Source organism: Candidatus Pelagibacter sp. HIMB123, from assembly GCF_052048195.1.
In the GTDB taxonomy this organism is placed as follows: Bacteria; Pseudomonadota; Alphaproteobacteria; order Pelagibacterales; family Pelagibacteraceae; genus Pelagibacter.
On record NZ_JBNAIL010000020.1, the window covers coordinates 19,883 to 38,848 of the forward strand.

26 protein-coding genes and 1 tRNA gene are annotated in these 18,966 nt (G+C 27.7%); 9 read left to right on the plus strand and 18 right to left on the minus strand.

The window, feature by feature from the left end:
* Position 1: 1 nt before the first annotated feature.
* Both ACTTBL_RS05235 and ACTTBL_RS05240 read right to left on the minus strand, forming a co-directional pair.
* Positions 2-76 (minus strand) — tRNA-Gly (locus ACTTBL_RS05235).
* A 59-nt stretch (positions 77-135) separates the two neighbouring features.
* Entirely contained in the window at positions 136-987 is an 852-nt protein-coding gene (locus tag ACTTBL_RS05240) for a sulfotransferase domain-containing protein (RefSeq protein WP_440643916.1), read from the minus strand.
* A gap of 36 nt (positions 988-1,023) precedes the next feature.
* Between ACTTBL_RS05240 and ACTTBL_RS05245 the strand changes: the two genes are divergently transcribed.
* Positions 1,024-1,662, plus strand: coding sequence for an LON peptidase substrate-binding domain-containing protein (locus ACTTBL_RS05245; protein WP_440643917.1), 639 nt, complete (start codon positions 1,024-1,026; stop codon positions 1,660-1,662).
* Between the two features lie 7 nt (positions 1,663-1,669).
* On the opposite strand, the gene ACTTBL_RS05250 is transcribed toward ACTTBL_RS05245, so the two are convergent.
* A complete protein-coding gene (locus tag ACTTBL_RS05250) occupies positions 1,670-2,782 on the minus strand; it encodes an FAD-dependent monooxygenase (RefSeq protein WP_440643918.1) in 1,113 nt (370 codons plus the stop codon).
* Positions 2,783-2,805: 23 nt separating this feature from the next.
* On the opposite strand from ACTTBL_RS05250, the gene ACTTBL_RS05255 reads away from it, so the two are divergent.
* Positions 2,806-4,890, plus strand: a complete 2,085-nt coding sequence (locus ACTTBL_RS05255; RefSeq protein WP_440643919.1) for a DNA translocase FtsK 4TM domain-containing protein — start codon at positions 2,806-2,808, stop codon at positions 4,888-4,890.
* A complete protein-coding gene (locus ACTTBL_RS05260) occupies positions 4,890-5,438 on the plus strand; it encodes a LolA family protein (protein ID WP_440643920.1) in 549 nt (182 codons plus the stop codon). The genes ACTTBL_RS05255 and ACTTBL_RS05260 overlap by 1 nt, the downstream gene beginning before the upstream one ends.
* Here ACTTBL_RS05260 and ACTTBL_RS05265 read toward each other — a convergent pair.
* From ACTTBL_RS05265 to hisB, 7 genes are read right to left on the minus strand one after another with little or no spacing between them, the layout of a single operon-like run.
* Positions 5,435-5,938, minus strand: coding sequence for a GNAT family N-acetyltransferase (locus ACTTBL_RS05265; protein ID WP_440643921.1), 504 nt, complete (start codon positions 5,936-5,938; stop codon positions 5,435-5,437). The two genes, ACTTBL_RS05260 and ACTTBL_RS05265, sit on opposite strands and share 4 nt — an antisense overlap.
* On the minus strand, positions 5,935-6,300 hold the full coding sequence (locus ACTTBL_RS05270) for an HIT domain-containing protein (protein ID WP_440643922.1): 366 nt from the start codon (positions 6,298-6,300) through the stop codon (positions 5,935-5,937). Before ACTTBL_RS05270 ends, ACTTBL_RS05265 begins: the two co-directional genes overlap by 4 nt.
* Entirely contained in the window at positions 6,297-6,569 is a 273-nt protein-coding gene (gene hisE, locus ACTTBL_RS05275; RefSeq protein ID WP_440643923.1) for a phosphoribosyl-ATP diphosphatase, read from the minus strand. The genes ACTTBL_RS05270 and hisE overlap by 4 nt, the downstream gene beginning before the upstream one ends.
* Position 6,570: 1 nt before the next feature.
* Positions 6,571-7,326 (minus strand): imidazole glycerol phosphate synthase subunit HisF, encoded by a 756-nt coding sequence (hisF, locus tag ACTTBL_RS05280; protein WP_440643924.1) that lies wholly within the window; start codon positions 7,324-7,326, stop codon positions 6,571-6,573.
* Positions 7,319-8,044 (minus strand): 1-(5-phosphoribosyl)-5-[(5-phosphoribosylamino)methylideneamino]imidazole-4-carboxamide isomerase, encoded by a 726-nt coding sequence (hisA, locus tag ACTTBL_RS05285; RefSeq protein WP_440643925.1) that lies wholly within the window; start codon positions 8,042-8,044, stop codon positions 7,319-7,321. The genes hisF and hisA overlap by 8 nt, the downstream gene beginning before the upstream one ends.
* Entirely contained in the window at positions 8,045-8,671 is a 627-nt protein-coding gene (gene hisH, locus ACTTBL_RS05290) for an imidazole glycerol phosphate synthase subunit HisH (protein WP_440643926.1), read from the minus strand.
* A gap of 5 nt (positions 8,672-8,676) precedes the next feature.
* On the minus strand, positions 8,677-9,267 hold the full coding sequence (gene hisB, locus ACTTBL_RS05295; protein ID WP_440643927.1) for an imidazoleglycerol-phosphate dehydratase HisB: 591 nt from the start codon (positions 9,265-9,267) through the stop codon (positions 8,677-8,679).
* 89 nt (positions 9,268-9,356) lie between these two features.
* On the opposite strand from hisB, the gene hslV reads away from it, so the two are divergent.
* Together hslV and hslU are read left to right on the plus strand one after the other, a co-directional pair.
* Entirely contained in the window at positions 9,357-9,872 is a 516-nt protein-coding gene (gene hslV, locus ACTTBL_RS05300; RefSeq protein ID WP_440643928.1) for an ATP-dependent protease subunit HslV, read from the plus strand.
* Complete coding sequence (gene hslU, locus ACTTBL_RS05305; protein WP_440643929.1) at positions 9,872-11,245, plus strand: ATP-dependent protease ATPase subunit HslU; 1,374 nt, start codon at positions 9,872-9,874, stop codon at positions 11,243-11,245. The genes hslV and hslU overlap by 1 nt, the downstream gene beginning before the upstream one ends.
* 8 nt (positions 11,246-11,253) lie before the next feature.
* Here hslU and ACTTBL_RS05310 read toward each other — a convergent pair whose 3' ends face one another.
* Genes ACTTBL_RS05310 through ACTTBL_RS05320 form a run of 3 tightly spaced genes read right to left on the minus strand, consistent with a single transcriptional unit; the run spans position 11,254 to position 13,132 of the window.
* Complete coding sequence (locus ACTTBL_RS05310) at positions 11,254-12,105, minus strand: sulfotransferase domain-containing protein (RefSeq protein ID WP_440643930.1); 852 nt, start codon at positions 12,103-12,105, stop codon at positions 11,254-11,256.
* 16 nt (positions 12,106-12,121) lie between these two features.
* Positions 12,122-12,535 (minus strand): Smr/MutS family protein, encoded by a 414-nt coding sequence (locus ACTTBL_RS05315; protein WP_440643931.1) that lies wholly within the window; start codon positions 12,533-12,535, stop codon positions 12,122-12,124.
* The gene (locus ACTTBL_RS05320; RefSeq protein WP_440643932.1) at positions 12,536-13,132 is read right to left on the minus strand and encodes a Tim44/TimA family putative adaptor protein; all 597 of its coding nucleotides are present in this window, start codon (positions 13,130-13,132) and stop codon (positions 12,536-12,538) included.
* A 58-nt stretch (positions 13,133-13,190) separates the two neighbouring features.
* On the opposite strand from ACTTBL_RS05320, the gene ACTTBL_RS05325 reads away from it, so the two are divergent.
* On the plus strand, positions 13,191-13,616 hold the full coding sequence (locus tag ACTTBL_RS05325; protein ID WP_440643933.1) for an FxsA family protein: 426 nt from the start codon (positions 13,191-13,193) through the stop codon (positions 13,614-13,616).
* Positions 13,600-14,022 (plus strand): protein-export chaperone SecB, encoded by a 423-nt coding sequence (locus ACTTBL_RS05330; protein ID WP_440643934.1) that lies wholly within the window; start codon positions 13,600-13,602, stop codon positions 14,020-14,022. The genes ACTTBL_RS05325 and ACTTBL_RS05330 overlap by 17 nt, the downstream gene beginning before the upstream one ends.
* Here the strand turns inward: ACTTBL_RS05330 and dnaQ are convergent.
* From dnaQ to ACTTBL_RS05355, 5 genes are read right to left on the minus strand one after another with little or no spacing between them, the layout of a single operon-like run.
* Positions 14,019-14,681 carry a DNA polymerase III subunit epsilon gene (gene dnaQ / locus ACTTBL_RS05335; RefSeq protein WP_440643935.1) on the minus strand — a complete coding sequence of 221 codons (663 nt, stop codon included), beginning with the start codon at positions 14,679-14,681 and terminating at the stop codon, positions 14,019-14,021. The genes ACTTBL_RS05330 and dnaQ overlap by 4 nt on opposite strands.
* Complete coding sequence (coaE, locus tag ACTTBL_RS05340; RefSeq protein WP_440643936.1) at positions 14,682-15,251, minus strand: dephospho-CoA kinase; 570 nt, start codon at positions 15,249-15,251, stop codon at positions 14,682-14,684.
* Positions 15,244-16,038: a shikimate dehydrogenase gene (gene aroE / locus ACTTBL_RS05345; RefSeq protein WP_440643937.1), complete on the minus strand. Its 795-nt coding sequence runs from the start codon at positions 16,036-16,038 to the stop codon at positions 15,244-15,246. Before aroE ends, coaE begins: the two co-directional genes overlap by 8 nt.
* Positions 16,038-16,622: a Maf family protein gene (locus ACTTBL_RS05350; protein WP_440643938.1), complete on the minus strand. Its 585-nt coding sequence runs from the start codon at positions 16,620-16,622 to the stop codon at positions 16,038-16,040. Before ACTTBL_RS05350 ends, aroE begins: the two co-directional genes overlap by 1 nt.
* Complete coding sequence (locus ACTTBL_RS05355; RefSeq protein ID WP_440643939.1) at positions 16,612-17,439, minus strand: pyruvate, water dikinase regulatory protein; 828 nt, start codon at positions 17,437-17,439, stop codon at positions 16,612-16,614. Before ACTTBL_RS05355 ends, ACTTBL_RS05350 begins: the two co-directional genes overlap by 11 nt.
* Before the next feature lie 266 nt (positions 17,440-17,705).
* On the opposite strand from ACTTBL_RS05355, the gene hemE reads away from it, so the two are divergent.
* Entirely contained in the window at positions 17,706-18,710 is a 1,005-nt protein-coding gene (hemE, locus tag ACTTBL_RS05360; RefSeq protein WP_440643940.1) for a uroporphyrinogen decarboxylase, read from the plus strand.
* Positions 18,707-18,966: ferrochelatase (locus tag ACTTBL_RS05365; RefSeq protein WP_440643941.1), on the plus strand; the 260-nt coding region annotated here is incomplete at its 3' end. The genes hemE and ACTTBL_RS05365, both read left to right, overlap by 4 nt.

Sequence of the window (18,966 nt, forward strand, 5' to 3'; positions counted from 1 at the left end):
TTGGAGCGGGCAAAGGGGGTCGAACCCTCGACCTTCTCGTTGGCAACGAGACGCTCTACCACTGAGCTATGCCCGCTTATTTTAAAAACATTATAGTTAGCGGTTTTTATAAATGCAAGCAATAAGAGGAAATTTTTATTTTAAATAATTTAATTCTTTTAAATTATTTTCAAAAATTGAATTTAATTTATTTTGGTAGCTTTTATCAAATATGCTTTTCCAATCATTTTTTGGTCCTAAATGAAAAAAAGGAATTTTTTTGATGTCATTTTTTGACAAAACAGACTCTAAAAAACCACTTTTTTTTTCCATATTTTTCATATTTTCGAAATTAGTAGATTTAACAGCATTTTGAGCTTTTAAAAAATTAAAGTCTTCTTTTTCTTGAAGAGTATTTTGAATAAACTCTATTATTTCTTTTAAAACATCTAAGGTATTAACAGTTAAATCCTCATATCTAATTAATTTTACTGGTAAAATTTTTTGATTTATCCAAGACTGATAATTTTTCTCCCAGGAACTTATAAATTGAAAATCACTAAAATCATTTTTTGTTTGATAATCGTGAATGTATTTTTTTTCATTTAGCATAAATTTCAAAGCTTCATCTTTAGATAATTCATAATGATTTTGTAAAGAGGTTAATACATTTCTTGGATCCCGCACAATATAAATAGCACCAATAGTGTTTTTTTTATTTGTAAAATTACTGTTATTGATTGATCCTAAAATATTATGGGTTTTGAGAAAATTTAACTCATTGTTTAAATTTATTTTTTCCTGAGCTTTAATCCAAAATTTAGATGTATCAGTTACTATTTTAGGATCATAATTAAAATCGCTAAAATGTCTTTTTTCAGGGAATTGATCGATATTTTTAAGTAAATCTTGATTGAAAAAGCCCTCTTCTGAATAAAAATATGATGACAACAATGCTCTTAACCATGTGTTCCCACTTTTGGGATATGAGGCTATCCAAAATATCATTTAAGTTTTTTTTAATAATATATTATAAAATAAAAAATGAACAATTTTCCAAAAATAATTCCAGTGTTTCCACTCAGTAACTTTATTATTTTCCCTAATACTACAGTGCCATTAAATATTTTTGAACCAAGATACCTTGATATGGTTAATGATAGTATGAAATCAAATAAATTAATAGGAATGGTCCAGCCGAAAAATTCTAAAGATCAAAATGGTGTGCCTGAATTACATGATGTGGGTTGCCTTGGAAAAATAACAAGTTTTAGAGAAACTGAGGATGGTCGTTATCTAATTGAATTAAAAGGAAAAATCAGATTTAAAATTATAAATGAAGTAAATACAGATAAAAAATATAGAAGTGTAGAGGTCGACTATAATGATTATTCAAATGATTTAAGTGATGAAAAAGAAAAACTAAATTTTTCTGATCTTGAACTAATTTTCAAAGATCTAAAATCTTTATTTGAAAAAAGAGGTTTTATTATAAATTGGAAAGCGTTGGAGAAGCAAAGTTTAGATGAGACAATTAATGCTTTAGCTATGGCATCACCATTTTCACTTGAAGAAAAACAAATCTTACTTGAAGCAAAAAACTTAGATATTAGAAAAAATAAAATTGCAGAAATTCTTAAAACTTACATTTTTGATAATTACGAAAATACCACACTTCAATAGAGACTAATTAAAATAAAAGACCTTTATCAGCAATTTTTGTAAAAATTTTACTAATACTTGGAGTTTTATTAAAATATTTTATGGATTTACTCAAAAAATTATTTTTAGTCTTTCTCTCGAAATTAAAAAATTCATGAATTAAATCAATGCCTGTAGAAAATATATAATTTTTATGCTTTTGATTATTTTCAAATTCTGTGTTTAATGTTGAGTCCAAAGGTAAACCAAGATCAATTTTTTTTTGAATAATATCATTTAAAATTTTTATATCCCTTATTGTCATATTAAAACCTTGTCCTGCAAGAGGATGAATTCTGTGGAGCAAATCTCCAAATGCCAAAATATTTTTGTGAAAATACGATCTCAAACTTAACCCATGCAGCTCAAAAGAATTAATTTTGTTTATTTTTTTTAAAGTGTATTTAGAATTATAAGTATTAATCAAATTATTAACTTCTTTCTCACTTTTCAAATGATTGTTAATAGAATAAACGATTGATGTTTCATAATCTGAAATAGGCAAAAAAGCTAAAGGACCATTTTTTGTAAATATTTGTACAGCAACGTTATTTGAAATTCTCTCATGATTTAAAATTGTAGTATAAGCAACACTATTGTATTTTTTTTCAATTTTTTTATTAAAATATTTTTTTGTAATCTGGCTATTTTGATCAGTATTAAAAACTAAATCATAATCCTTGGAGTAGTTTATTTTTTTTTTATAATTAATTTCTCTAAAATACTTGCTACGAAATAGATTTTTTTCTAAAATTTCTTGAAGTTTATGATTTTTGACAATTGAAAATAAATGATCTTTATTGTTTCCAAAATTAATTAACTTTTGTTTTTCTAAATTATCGCTGTATATTTCTATTTTGTTTAATTTATAAATAATTTTTTCAATATTAATTATTTTTTCATTATAAAATTCTACATTACTTTTGGAAATACCGATTGTACGAGTTTTATTTACTAAAGATTTTTTTTTAGGATATAAAACGTCTACATAAATTTTTTGATTAACTAAAGATTTTGCTAAAGTTAAGCTCGATAAACCATTGCCAAGAATACAAACTCTCATATTATTTTTAATTTTAACAACAAAAATTAGATGATACAAAGTGGTATAATTGATTCATATATATGAATATTAAAAAAACAGCTAATTTATTCATTGATTTTACAAGTAGGCGGTTAGCTGAGATTGCTGGATTGCTACTCCTGCTTTTAGGTTTAGCTTTATTTGTAGCACTACTTACCTACTCACCTGAAGATCCAAATTTTATTTTTCCAGATAATACAGAAATAAAAAATTTTTTTGGTTTTAAGGGTAGTTTTGTTTCTGATCTGTTTTTTCAATCTGTTGGATTAATTGCTTATCTAATTTCTTTAACATTTATCGTTACTGGTATTAATCTATTAAGAAGTAAAGAATTTATTTTAATTATTGAAAACATTTTCTTTGCTGTACTTTATTGTATTTTTGGGTCTCTTTTTTTAACTCATTATTATTCTGATGCATTTACACTTTATATAAATGGTAATGGCGGTTTTATAGGTGTTTTTCTTAATCAGACTTATTTAAATCAAATCTTACTTATAAACAGTGAAATATCATACTACTTTTTAATTATTTTAATTTTATTCTTGTTCCTGAAAAGTATAAATTTTAATCCATTTAAATTTTATAAATTAATATTAAAATCTTTAAGTTTATTTAAAAAGAATAAAGAAAAAAATTACACTGATAAAAGTGAAATAATAAATGAATATATACCACAAGATGAAATTAAAAATCTGATACAAGAAGATTTACCTTTTATAAAAGCTGAGAATAAAAAAGATAGTAAAATTAAATTTAAACTCCCAGGTTTAGAATTATTAAAAATACCTACCAAAAAAGAGGGGGGGAGATCTGAAAAAAATGAAAATAATGATCCTGACTTTTTGGAAAAAATCCTATTAGATTTTGGGGTTAATGGTAAAATTAAAAAAGTAAGTCATGGACCTGTGGTGACACTTAATGAATTTGAGCCTGCTGCTGGCGTAAAAGTTTCTAAAATTATCAACCTATCAGATGATATAGCAAGAAATACAAGTTCAGAATCTGCAAGAATTTCTACCATACCAGGAAGTAATACTATCGGTATTGAGCTTCCAAATATTTCAAGGGAAAATGTTTATTTAAGTGAAATTTTAAATAATAGTGATTTTAAAAAAAAAGATATCAAATTACCTATCGCACTTGGCAAAAGTATATCTGGTAACCCGATAATTGGTGATTTGTCATCAATGCCACATTTGCTGATAGCCGGAACTACGGGATCTGGTAAATCAGTATGTATCAATACAATTATTTTATCACTTCTTTACCGACATACTCCTGATAAATGTAAATTCATTTTAATTGATCCCAAAATGTTGGAGTTGTCTACTTACGAAGGAATTCCACATTTACTGTGCCCAGTTATAACAGAAGCAAAAAAAGCAGCTTCAGTGCTTGGCTGGGTGGTTAAGGAAATGGAGAGCAGATATAGATTAATGACTAAAGAAGGAGTCAGAAATATTGATGGTTACAATGCTAAACACAAACTTCCAATGCCTTATATTGTAGTAGTAGTTGATGAAATGTCTGACTTAATGTTAGTTGCTGGTAAAGAAATTGAAAATTATATTCAAAAACTATCTCAAATGGCAAGAGCAGCAGGAATCCATATTATAATGGCTACCCAAAGACCTAGTGTTGATGTAATTACAGGAACAATTAAGGCTAATTTTCCTACAAGAATATCTTTCCAAGTAACTTCTAAAATAGACAGTAGAACAATTCTTGGAGAACAAGGGGCTGAACAATTGTTAGGAAAAGGAGATATGTTATACATGTCCTCGGCTAATCGTATAGTTAGAATTCATGCACCATTTGTATCTGACAGCGAAATAGAAAAAGTAAATAATTCTTTAAGATTACAAGCAGAGCCAGATTATGTTGATGAAATTTTAAATTTCGCTGATGAAAAAGAAATTGGTGATAGTCAAAATCAAGGTGAGAAAGATGAACTTTACGAACAAGCTTTGGATATAATTAGGTCTGAAGGTAAAGCGTCTACTTCGTTTTTACAAAGAAAACTTCAAATTGGATACAATAGAGCAGCAAGAATTATTGACATGATGGAGTCAGATGGGATTGTTAGTAAAGCAAATCATGTAGGCAAAAGAGACGTGCTTTAATGCTACGATATTTTCTAATATTTTATTTATTTGTATCTAGCTCTATCTCAAATGCTGAGATCAAAGAAAAAATAATACAAAATTTGAAAGATACAAAAAATCTTGATTTTAAATTCGAGCAAAATGTTAATGGCAAAATAGAAAACGGAAACTGTACCATTGAGTATCAAAAAAAAATCTTTTGTGAGTACGCGAGAAGTAATAATAAAATTTTGGTTTCAAATGGAAAATCTTTAGTAATAAAAACAAGGACCAGCTATTATAGATATCCATTAGAAAAAACTGCTTTAAATTTAATTTTAGATAAAAATTTTCTAATAGATAAAATTTATGATCTTGAAGAAAGAATTGTTGATAATAGTCTAATTAATTTTACAATTAAAGAAGGAGATAACGAAATTAATATTTTTTTTGATAAACAAACTTATGATTTAGTTGGTTGGCAAAATACTGATATTTATCAAAATTTTAATATTACTTTTCTTAGCTCAATAAGAAAAAATAGAGTGCTTTCAAAGAATCTTTTTAAAATACCTATTCAAAATTAAATATTCAAAATTTCAGTTTTAAATATTTTCATTCCTCTTGAAATATAATTACTTAATGCATTTTTATGATCTAAAGAGCATGTATGAACCCAGACGCGATTAACTTTATTTTCAAAAGATTTTTTAATGGCCTCAGATAATAAATAGGAACCCAATTTTTTATTTTGATATTCTTCTAGTATACCAAAATAAGCAATTTCAGTTTCATTTTTTTCTGGATGAAAAATTAATTCAAAAAAACCAACTAAATCATCTTTAAATTTAAATACATATGTTTTGACCATTTCAGATGAAACGTAAGTTATCCATTTTTCCTCTGACCAAGACAATCTATCGATCCATTTGTGATTTTTTCCAATAGTTTTATAAAAAAATTTATTTAATTGAAAATTAATTGGATCAATTAAACTTAAAGAATAATCTTCTGAGGGCTTATTTCTTTCTTTAAGATCTTGAAGTGAGTTTATTTCTAAATAATTTCTTTTAACTTCCTTAGTCACTCAACCATTTTTCCTACTCTTTCACCTCCAAACAGATGAAAATGTAAATGTGGTACTTCTTGTCCACCATAATCACTGATGTTTGCTAAAGCTCTATAGCCCCGACCTACTTCTGTTGAAATACCAAGCTTTTTAGCAACTATATTAATGCCTTTTAATAATCCAACCATCTCTTCTGATGTGGCATTCAAACTAAAATCATCTAAATCAATATATTTCCCTTTGGGAATAACTAAAGCATGAATTTTTTTTTGTGGATTAATGTCATGAAATGACAAAACAAAATCATCTTCATAAATTTTATTGCAAGGTATCTCACCACGTAAAATTTTTGCAAAGATATTGTTATTGTCGTAACTCATTTTTTTCTTTTTTCTAGCTCTGACATTACCTCTTCAATTTTTATTTCATTTGCCTCAAGATACATTAGCAAATGGTAAAATACATCTGCGGCTTCATGAATTTTGTTTGAATTTTCCTCTACTGCCTCTATCAATTCATTAACTTCCTCTAAGACCTTTGCCTTGCTTAATAATTTGTCTGTAAGCAACTTATTAGTATACGAACCTTCAACTGGGGAAGATTTTCTGTCTCTTGCAAGTTTTATTAGGTTTTCTAATGTATTAAGCATATTAAATTCTAACAGGAATTCCTTTTGAATCCAAATATTCCTTAGCTTCTTTTACTGAATGTTTGCCGTAGTGAAATATAGATGCAGCTAATACTGCACTAGCATTTCCCAATTTAATACCATCTACTAAATGATCTAAATTTCCTACTCCACCTGAAGCAATAACTGGAATATTTACCACAGAAGATATCTTGGACATAAGCTCTATATCATAACCAACTTGAGTACCATCTCGATCCATAGAAGTAACTAGAAGCTCGCCTGCTCCACTATCTTCCATTTTTTTTGCAAATTCTATAGCATCAGTTCCAGCATTGTTTCTTCCACCATGAGTAAATATTTCCCATCTGTTTCCATTTTTTTTAGCATCTATTGCTACCACAATACATTGCGAGCCAAATTTTATAGAACTTTCTACAACTACTTCTGGATTTTGAACTGCAGCAGTATTTATTGATACTTTATCTGCACCACAGTTCAGTAGTTTATTGATATCCTCAACACTTTTTACACCACCTCCAACTGTCAGAGGAACAAAGCATTTCCTCGAAGTTTTCTCTACTACGTCGTAAATAGTATCTCTATTTTCATTTGATGCAGTAATATCTAAAAAGCAAATTTCATCTGCTCCACCATCTGAATAAATTTTAGCTTGTTCGACAGGATCACCTGCGTCTTTTAAATCAACAAAGTTAATACCCTTAACCACACGTCCATTTTTAACGTCTAAACAAGGTATTATTCTATTTTTAAGCATCTAGTTCCTTAACTAATTCATCCAATTTAATATCACCATCATAAATAGCTTTTCCAACTATAATGCCTTCAATGTTATTATTGTTTAATTCTTTAGTCTTTTTAATGTCATCAATTGAAGAAACTCCACCAGATATAATTACCGGGCAATTAGAAGTATCTGCAACCTTTGATGTCTCCTCGAAATTAGGACTTTGCTTCATTCCATCTTTATTAATGTCAGTATAAATCAACCTACTTGCTCCAAAATCATTTACTTCTTTTAAGTAATCTAGTGTTAGTTGATTAGAATTTTCTTTCCAACCAGAGACAGATAAATATCCATCTTTTGCATCTAAACCTAGAGCAATTTTATTTGGAAATTTTTCACATGCTTCTTTTAAAAAATTTTTATCTTTTATTGCAGCACTTCCTAAAATAACTTTCTCAACACCAGCATCAGTATATTTCTGAATACTTTCAAAATTTCTAATACCCCCACCAATCTCAATCTTAAGATCAAATTTAGTTACTATTTCCTGTATAATATCTAAATTAACTGTTTCACCAGTTAAAGCTCCATCTAAATCGACTATGTGTAAATTTTTAAAACCATGATCTTTATATTTTCCAGCTTGTTCAACTGGAGACATTTCATATTCAGTTTTGTTATCAAAGTCCCCTTTAACTAACCTCACACACTTTTTATCTTTAATATCTATTGCTGGAAATATTTTCATTTATAAACTTATAAAGTTATCGATTATTTTAAGTCCAGTTTTATCACTTTTTTCTGGGTGGAACTGTGTTCCAAAAATATTTTCTTTTTCAACAGAGCAAACAATATTTGAGGAATAATCTGTTGTAGCTGAAACCACATTTTTATCTTCTGGTACAAATTCATAACTATGAACAAAATACATGTGAGAATTGTTTTCTATACCTTTAAAAATTTTACTTTCTTTAACAATATTAATTTGGTTCCAACCAATATGAGGAAGTTTATATTTTCCATTTTGGTTATCTATTTTTGATACTTTACCTGAAACCCAACCAAGACCTTTGGTTTCAGTTTCTTCGTAACCAATGTCTGCAAACATTTGAAGTCCTACACAAATTCCAAGAAGTGGTTTTTTATTATTCATTGCAAATTCACTTAATGCATCAACTAAACCACTGATGTTGTTAAGTGCATCAATACAACTCTTGAACGAACCCTGCCCTGGTAAAACAACTTTATCTGAAGATTTAATCTTATTTAAATCTGAAGTTACTTCTATATTTACTTTATCTTTAGCAACTTCCTTAAAGGAGTTTATCACCGAGCTAATATTGCCCGAATTATAATCAACAATTGTGACGTTCATTAAACTTATAATGAGCCTTTAGTGGATGGAATACTTTTCTTGTTTCTTGGATCCATCTCTAATGCAGCTCTTAATGATCTTGCTAATGCTTTGTAACAAGACTCAATAATGTGATGGCTATTATCACCATAAATATTTTCAACATGCATTGTAATACCGGCTGATTGAGAAAAAGCTTGAAACCATTCTTTAAATAGCTCGGTATCCATTTCTCCAAGTTTCTCAACTTTCAATTTTACTTTCCATATCAAATAAGGTCTGTTTGAAACATCTATTGCAACTCTAGTCAGTGTTTCATCCATTGGAATAACTGTGTGTGCATATCTTTTTATTCCTACAAATTTTTTAGCTGCTTTTTTTAGAGCTTCACCAATAGCAATACCTGTATCTTCTGTTGTGTGGTGAAGATCAATATAAGTATCTCCTTTTGCTTTGACTTTTAAATCAATTAGGGAATGCTTTGATAATTGCTCAAGCATATGATCTAGGAAACCTATACCAGTGTCAATTTGGTACTTACCTTTGCCATCAATATTTACTTCAACATTGATACTGGTTTCTTTTGTTTTTCGAGATACTTTTCCTTTTCTAGCCATATATTTTTAATGGTATACATACATAATCCCGCGATATCAATATCAGTCTGAACACTTGAAGTATCAAAAATAGTTACCATTTATTAGATATGACAACAATTGTACTAGTTAGAAAAAACAATGAAGTAGTAGTTGCTGGTGATGGACAAGTTAGTATGGGAAATACTGTTGTTAAAAGCACTGCTTCAAAAGTTAGAAAAATTGAAAAAAGAGATGTCGTAGCGGGATTTGCGGGATCAACTGCTGATGCGTTAACTTTGTTTGAAAGATTAGAGGGAAAATTAGAAAAACATGCTGGTAATTTATCAAGAGCTGCAGTTGAGTTAGCAAAAGATTGGCGAACTGATAAATACTTAAGAAGATTAGAAGCACTAATGGCTGTTGGCGATAAAAATAATAGTTATATAATTTCTGGAACTGGGGATGTTCTAGAACCTGAGGGCGATGTGATTGGAATAGGCTCTGGTGGAAATTATGCCTTAGCAGCAGGAAAAGTTTTAATAGAAGGTAATATGTCAGCTGAGGAAGTGGCAAAAAAAGCAATTAAAGTTGCGGCTGATATATGTGTTTTTACAAATGAAAATGTTAAAATTGAAAAAATATAATGGATAAATCAAACGTAACACAACTACACCCAAAAGATACAAATCAAAAAGAAGAAACCTCTTTGGTCAGTTCTTTATCCCCTAGAGAAATTGTTTCAGAATTAGACAGATTTGTTGTTGGACAAAACAAGGCCAAAAGAGCTGTTGCTGTTGCGCTAAGAAATAGGTGGAGGAGACAAGCTCTCAAAGGCGAAATGAAGAATGAAGTTTTGCCAAAAAATATTTTAATGATTGGACCAACTGGAGTTGGAAAAACTGAAATCTCACGAAGGTTATCAAAATTAGCAGAAGCACCTTTTGTAAAAGTTGAAGCTACAAGATTCACAGAGGTTGGATATGTAGGAAGGGATGTTGAACAAATTGTAAGGGATTTGATTGAAATTGCAATCTCAATGGAAAAAGTAAAAAAAAGGAAAGAAGTTTTTGCGCAAGCTCAAAAAGCGGCAGAAGAAAAAGTTTTAGATGCACTTGTTGGCAAAAAAGCGAGTTTAGCAACAAGAGAAAGTTTTAGAAAAAGATTAAGAAATGGTGACCTAGATGATAACGAAATTGAAATTGCCGTGAGCGATACTGGGTCAGGTGGAGCTTCTTTTGAAATCCCAGGTATGCCTGGTGCTAATGTTGGAATGATTAACATTGGTGAGATGATAGGTAAATCAATGGGCAATAAAGAAAAAAAGAAAAAAATGACAGTAAAAGAATCTCATGAAATTTTAATTAATGACGAATCGGATAAATTAATTGAGCAAGATAAAATTATCAAAGCAGCAAAACTTTCAACAGAAAATAACGGAATAGTTTTCCTTGATGAGATAGATAAAATTTCAGCTAGAACAGATAGAGTTGGAGGAGATGTATCAAGAGAAGGTGTGCAAAGAGATTTATTACCTTTGATTGAGGGAACAACAGTAAATACTAAACATGGTCCAATTAAAACTGATCATATTTTATTTATTGCATCTGGAGCATTCCAACTTGCAAAACCATCAGATTTACTTCCAGAGTTACAAGGAAGATTGCCAATTAGAGTTGAATTAGAAGCATTAACTAGTGAAGATTTTAAAAGAATTTTAAGAGAACCTGATTTTAGTTTAATTAAGCAATATGTGGCTCTTCTTAAAACTGAAAATGTTGATTTAGAATTTTCAGACGATGGTATTGACGCAATAGCAAATATTGCCTCTGAAGTAAATGCAACTGTAGAAAACATAGGTGCAAGAAGATTACATACAATAATTGAAAAAATATTAGATGAAATAAGTTTCACAGCGACTGACCGTGCTGGAGAAAAGATTATAATAAATAAGGAATACATTAATAAAAACTTAGATACTCTTGTTAAAGACACTGATTTATCTAAATTTATTTTATAATTTGAGATCTACAAATATCCCAATTCAAGCATTTCTTTTTTGAAGGCGTCTTCAATTTTTTTTCTTATTTTTTCATCTAACATTTTCTTCCAATCATTTTTTGGACCAAGATTAAAAAATGGTATTTTTTTTCCAGTTTCGAAATGGGTTTTAGCCTCAAAGAAACCTTTTTCTTTCTCAAGTAACTTCATCCTATCAAAATCTGTTGTTTCAATTGTGTTTTGAAATTTTTTTTGATCAATTTTAAATTGAGCTCCTTGAATTTTATATATAAATTTTAATATTTTTCTAAATACAAAATCTCTATCACTTATTAAATCTTCATATTTAATTAGTAAATATCTTCCTTCATCATCAAAAGATTTCCAGCTGTTATAATTTCCGCCCCATGTTCCTAGATAAAGTCTAGTTTGTTCAGCAACATGATCACTAAATATATTTCCAAATTTAAATGAATTTATTAAAATATCCGCGGATTTTTCAGCTGAAGCTCCTATATGATTTGCTAAAGAATTTACTATATTTCTTGGATCTCTGACTATGTAGATTGCGCCAAGCGAATTATTTAAATCAGTGAAAGCATTATTGTTAATATTAAATAAATAACTATGTGTTTTTAAAAATTGAACACTATTTTTTTTATTAAAAGACGCTTGTACTTTTATATAATTTTTTATAACTTCTTCTTCGTCCTGTATATTTATTCCCATTCTTTCAAATAAAGCATTTACAGGAAATTGTTTAATATTTTTAATTAAATCAAAATTATATACACCGTCATTCGAAAAAAAATATGCAGCCAACATTGACCTTACTAGGGTATTGCCGCTCTTAGGATATGATGCTAACCAAACAAACATTTTAAAAAACTTGAATTTACTTTAATTTTTTTAAATATACATAAAAAGCACCGCTGCCACCATCTTTTACATCTGCTTCTCTAATATCAGTTATTTTTTTCATAAGTTCTTCATTATTTTTAATGAACTCTGGAACTGAGTATTTTAGAATACTTAAATCTTTAGAAACAAATGGATCGGCCTCATTTTTTGAATGAAGCCCCTTACCAGTTACAATTACAAGTTTGCTGGTCCCTTCTTTAAAGTTTTTATTTATAAATGATTCCACGATTACATTTGCTTTTTCTAAAGTATATCCATGTAAATCTATTGATTGGGTTTTAAATGTTTTTTTTTCCTTATTTTTAAGATCTTTATTCGGAAGTTTGTCCTCACTTTTTAAGAAAGTGTTCCAATCCCTTTTATCTTTGTCTGTTAGGTTATTGTTCAATTATGTTAAAATATTTACCAATTTCCAGTTTGGATTAACCGATGTCGTATCTCTTGAAAATACCCATGTATCGTATATTTTTTTTATTTTCTCTGGATCTCCTGATATTAATTTTTTATCTTTGTCTTTAATGCAAGTAATTATTTCTGCAATAAAATCTACTGTAACGTTTAATATATTCCCAATTTTCTTATGCTCTTTTATCTTTGCTGAATTGATTCCAATAAATGTAATTTCCGCAAAATGACCTCTATCGCTTCTTTCTTTTAGGGCTTTATTAAACTGATCAAATATTTCTTTATTTAAAAGTGGCTTACTAGCTATAATTTTATTATCATTATCACTAAAGTCTGTAATAATTGTCTCATAAGCAATTTTTGCACCTTTTAAAAATTCATTTTGTGCATTTATATCAAAAATATTATTATCTTTCTTAGGTTGGGGCTTTTCTACTTTCTTCAATATATCTTGAAATTGGCCTGGAGCTTTTCCTTCAAAACCAGTTCTTTTCCCCAATATACCTCTAAGCCTTAAGAAAATAAATCCAGCTATCATCGCTAGTAAAATAATATCAATGTATTCGAAACTATAATTCATCATATAATATTAATTACTATGTTGATTAATTTCAACCAGCAATTTAGATTAAGGACAAATGAACTCAATATTATTAGCCATAATTTTAATACCTATTATTGAAATTTACCTTTTAATTAAAATTGGGTCCCAAATAGGTGCATTAACAACAATTTTATTAATTTTTACAACTGCAATAATTGGAATTTATTACGCAAAATATGAGGGTCTCAATACTCTTAAAGCTGGGTTTGCTCAATTAAACAATAATCAGGCACCGACCTATGAAATGTTATCTGGTGCAGCTATTGCAATGGCGGCAGTTTTATTGATTATTCCGGGTTTCCTAACTGATTTAATCGGTTTTTCTCTAATATTTCCTCTTAGTAGAAAGTTTATTTTTGATAATATTTTTAAAAAATTTAAACAAAAGCAAAATATTAAAAATAATTTTATTGATGGAGAATTTGAAGATATAGAGGACGACAATGACAGAAAAGTTTAAAATTTTAGGTCAGTATATTAAAGACCTATCAAGTGAAACTCCAGATATTGAAACTTATCTATATGTTAGAGATAATATTTCACAATATAATCTTGGTATAGATATAAATTCAAAAGCAATAAAAAATAAAATGATTGAAGTAAATACAACTTTTAAATTTGAGGATAAAAATAAAAGTTTAAAAAAAGCCTACTTTGAAATTGTATACTCAACAGTAGTTCAAGTTAACGATGATGTAAAAGAAAAAAAAGAACTAGAAAAAATTATACTTTGTGATGTTCAAAATAAAATATATCCAAATTTAGAAAAAGCTCTTTTAGATTTATTACATAACTCAGGATATCCAGAAATAAAATTTGAAAAGAAGATTGATTTTGAAAACTTGTATAGTCAAAAATTTAATTAATAATAATTTTTTTTTAAATTTTTATTAAGATAACTTTTGTGGTTTTCAAGTTCTTTAGTGCTTGGTTTTACAACTTTTTTAAAATACTCTACATTTGAACCAAAACTATTGCTTTCTTGCTCATCAACATTTTTAAAATCCAGTGAAGGTTCTTTTTGATCAATTAAATTTATATAAACTTTTGCTAGTAAATCACAATCGATCAGAGCTGTATGAGTAACTCTACTAGAATTATCTATTCTAAATCTTTTGCAGAGAGCATCCAGGCTAGCTTGAGATCCTGGAAACTTTTCTCTTGCCAAAATTAAAGTATCAATTATTTCATTACTAATTTCACTTATTCCAAGTAATTTTAATTCATTATTTAAATGAGACAAATCAAATTGAGCATTGTGAATTATAATTCTCTTGTTTTTAATAAATTCTAAAAATTCCTCACTTATTTCCTTGAATTTTTTTTGTTTAGACAAAAATTCATCGCTATATCCATGAATTTTTAAAGCTTCTTCTGAAACTTTTCTTTCAGGATTTAAATAATAATGAAATTTATTTTTAGTTGGTATTAAGTTGTCAAGCTCTATACATCCTATTTCAACGATCCTATGTCCTTCTTTAACAGATATTCCAGTGGTCTCTGTATCTAATACAATTTCTTTCATCTATAAAATTTCATCTAAAATTTTTTTTATACTTTCTTTAACAGGTTTTTTTGTAAAATTGTTTTTAATTATATAGTGTGATTTTTTTTTTTTGTATTCAAGATTAATCTGAATTTTTCGAAATTTATCAAACAAATTCCGATTAAAATTTTTTCTTTTTTCTAATCGTTTTGCTATATCTCTATTTTTAGACTCTATAAAAACCAAGATATCTTTTTTATTGTTAATTTTATTTTCCAATAGTAATGGAATATCTAAAATTACAAGCTCTTTATTTTTGTTTTTTTTTAAAAAAGATTTTAATTTTTTTCTTATTTCTAGATGAACTATTGTGATTATTTTTTTTAAGTTAACGTTATTACTCAATATTGCTTTTGTAATTTCATTTTTATTTATTGGAAACGAAGAAATAAATTCCGGTAATTTTGTTTTTAATTTTTTAAAGATTTTTTTGTCTTTTTTATAAAGTTTTGATACTTCATAATCTGCATTAAATACTGGATATCCAAAATTTCTAGCAACATAACTCTTTCCTGAACCAATATCCCCTAATATTCCTATCCTAATCATTCTCTAAAAGTTTTAAGATATCAGTATTTATCTCGGGTTCAATTCCATGCCAAATTTTGAAAGCCTCTAAAGCTTGATAAATGAACATTAATTTTCCATTTTCTGATTGATTGCCAAGTTTTTTTCCTTCTTTTAAAAAACTAGTTTCACTCGGATTATAAATTACATCATAAAATAATTTATTGTCCCCAACTTCAGAAAAATTAAGATTTAAAGCTTCATTGTTTAAACCAAGGCTGGTAGCATTAATTATCATATCAAACTTTGGTATATTTCCCCAATCTATAACATTTATAATTTTAAATTGAGATTTTAAATCATCTGCTTTTTGCCTGGTCCTATTAGAAATAATTATTTCTGAAACATTCATTTTGTTTAAAGCAAAAATTATAGAAGGAACAACTCCTCCAGCACCTAAAATGAAAATTTTTTTACCTTCAATATTAAAACTTAAATCTTTAATTGCCTTAGTAAAACCAGATATATCTGTATTGTGACCTACCAAAATATTATCATTTAAAATTATAGTATTTACCGATTGTGTTTGTTCTGCCTCTGGGCTTAATTTGTCTAAATAAGGAATTACTGATTTTTTAAATGGAACGGTAACGTTTATGCCTCCTGTTTTTTTTTCTTTGATCTCTAAAATTGTAGTTTGTAAATCTTTCTGATTAATTTTTTTTTTATGATAAATAGCATCAATTTTGTTTTCTTTAAGCCAATAGTTGTGGAGTTTGGGTGATAAAGAATGATCAATGGGGTTGCCAATTACAAAATATTTTTTCATCACAATGAGCTTATGTATTCCTTAATTTTTTTAACAGGCAGACCCATAATTGTATCTTCGTCTCCCTCTATGCTTGTAAATAAATTTCTGCCTATACCCTCTATTTGGTAAACATTGTATGCATAAAGCGTTTCGTCAGGTATTTTTGATAAGTAATTTTTTAACTCATCATCAGATAAATTTTTCATTGAAAGTTTAGCTTTATCGGTGTGATTCCAAATCATTGATCCATTTTTTGATACACAGACAGAACTAATTAAAAAATGTGATTTACCATTGAGTTTCTTTAATATTTTCATCGCCTCTTCTCTAGTTTCTGGCTTCGATATTAATTCACCATTCAAGTCTATCACACTGTCTGCTCCTAAAACGATTTCATCAATTTTTTTCATGCTGACCTTGTTTGCTTTTAATTCTGCTAAATTTTTTGAGATAATTTCTGGTGTCGCTTTTTCTTTAATTAAACTTTCTTTAACTATATCCTCATCCACATTTGATAGCACAACATCGCTTTCAATATTATTCTTATCTAAAATTTCTTTTCTAACCTTGCTTTTTGAAGCAAGAATAATTTTATTTAGCATTGTTTAAATATATTTCGTGAATTTTAATTATAGAAGCAGCTGTTTCTTCAACAGACTTTCTAGTTACGTCTATAAGCGGCCATTTATATTTTTGAAATGTTTTTTTTGCCTTTAAAACCTCTTTTTTTATACTTTCTAAATCTGTGTATTGAATGTTTTCTGTTTCTTTTAGAGAAGTCATTCTATTTTTTCTTAAATCAACCAACCTTTCTGGCTCAGTGCTTAGTCCAACAACACAGGTCATTTTTGGATTTTTTTTAAGCGCCTCTGGTAATGAATTTTCATTTACCAAAGGAATATTGGAAGTTTTAAAGCCTTTGTTGGCTAAGTAGATAGATGTTGGTGTTTTGCTTGTTCTGCTTACTCCCACAAGGATAATGTCTGATTTTTGTATTTCGTTTATTAAATTTCCATCATCATGGTTCATTGTAAATTGAATTGCTTCGATTCTATCATAGTACTCTTCATTCAATATATGTTGGCCGCTTGGTTCATGAGTTGCTTTTTGATTAAGGATTTTTGAAAAATTTAATATTAAGTTGCCAAGAACACCAAAGCATGGGATTTTTTTATTTTCACTTACATTTGCTAAATATTTAGCCAAATTGTTATCTACAATAGTGTATAAAATTATCGCATTTGAGTTTTTTTCTGCATCTTCTAAAATTTTTAAAATTTGGTTTTCTGTTCTTGTAAAAGAATAAGAATGAACCTTATATTCTATATTTAAAAATTGGGCTTTTAGAGCTAAAAATATTCTATCTAAGGTCTCACCCGTTGAGTCAGAAATTAAATATATTTGATATGTATTACTCATGAATAAATTGTTAATAAATTTGTAATATTTTAATTAAATTACATAATTTAAAACCTTTTAAATTAACCTTGTAAAAACTACTATTTATTAACATTAATAATAAATAGGTTAAAACAATCCACAAAAATTAATATGGTAAAAAAGCTTCATTTTAAACAATTTTATTCACATAACATGTTGGTAAATTGTGAATATAATGTTTATAAAAATTAATCACCTTTATTCACAAGATATATTACAACTACAATAATTAATAATACTTATTTATGAAACCTTTAGACAAAGTAATAATTAACAAAGATGTTTCATTCAATCCTATATGGATTATGAGACAGGCCGGCAGATATTTACCAGAATTTAGAGAGATAAGAAAACAAAATCCTAACTTTATTAATTTGTGTTTAAATGATGATTTATCCTCAGAAATAACCTTACAACCATTAAAAAGATTTAATTTAGATGCTGCAATAATATTTTCGGATATTTTAATGCTTCCATATGGATTAGGTCAAAAAGTAGAGTTTGAAAAAAACTTTGGACCAAAATTAGGAGAATTAAATTTAAATGAAATTGCAAAAATTGATGAAATTGATTTTATAGAAAAAATCCATCGTGTTTATAAGGCAGTAAACAAAGTTAGTTCAGATTCAATTTTAAATGATAAAAATACCATTGGATTTGTTGGAGCTCCATGGACTCTATTAGTTTACATGGTTAACCAACAATCACCCAAAAAGAATTTAAAAAAGGATTTTTTTAAAGATGAATTTTTAATAAATAGAATGTTATTGATTATTGAAAAATTTTTAAAAATTCATATAAAAAATCAAATCGATAATGGTGCAAATGTAATTCAAATTTTTGATAGTTGGGCTGGTTTATTAGAGGAAAAAGATTTGCCAAATTATATTTATTCACCAACTCTAAATTTAGTTAATTATGTAAAATCTTTAAATATACCAGTGATATGTTTTCCCAGAGAGATAAAAAATTATAAAGAATTTTGTGATATTGTGAAGCCTGATGCGATTAGTATTGATTATAATGTAAATCCAAAAAATATACTTAACGATATAAAAATACCTATACAAGGTGGTTTAGATCCAAAAATTTTGTTAACAGACAAAGAAACTTTAAAAAAAGAGGCCTCCAAATATTTAGAAATTTTCCGAGATCATCCATATATATTTAATCTTGGTCATGGTATTCTGCCTGAAACAAATCCAGAAATGGTTGAAAACTTAATTAAAATTGTAAAAGATTTTAAATGATTGAAAAAAATCACCCACCAATAAAATATGGCAACACAGGTGTACTTATAATCAATCTTGGTACACCCGATTCTACTAATTGGTTTGACATAAGAAAATATTTAAAAGAATTTCTTTCTGATAAAAGAGTTATCGAGGCAAATCCTTTGTTTTGGCAAATTATTTTGAATTTGTTTATTTTAAATTTCAGACCTTCGAAAACTGCTAAAGCTTATAAAGAAATCTGGATGAAAGATGAAAATATTTCTCCGCTTCT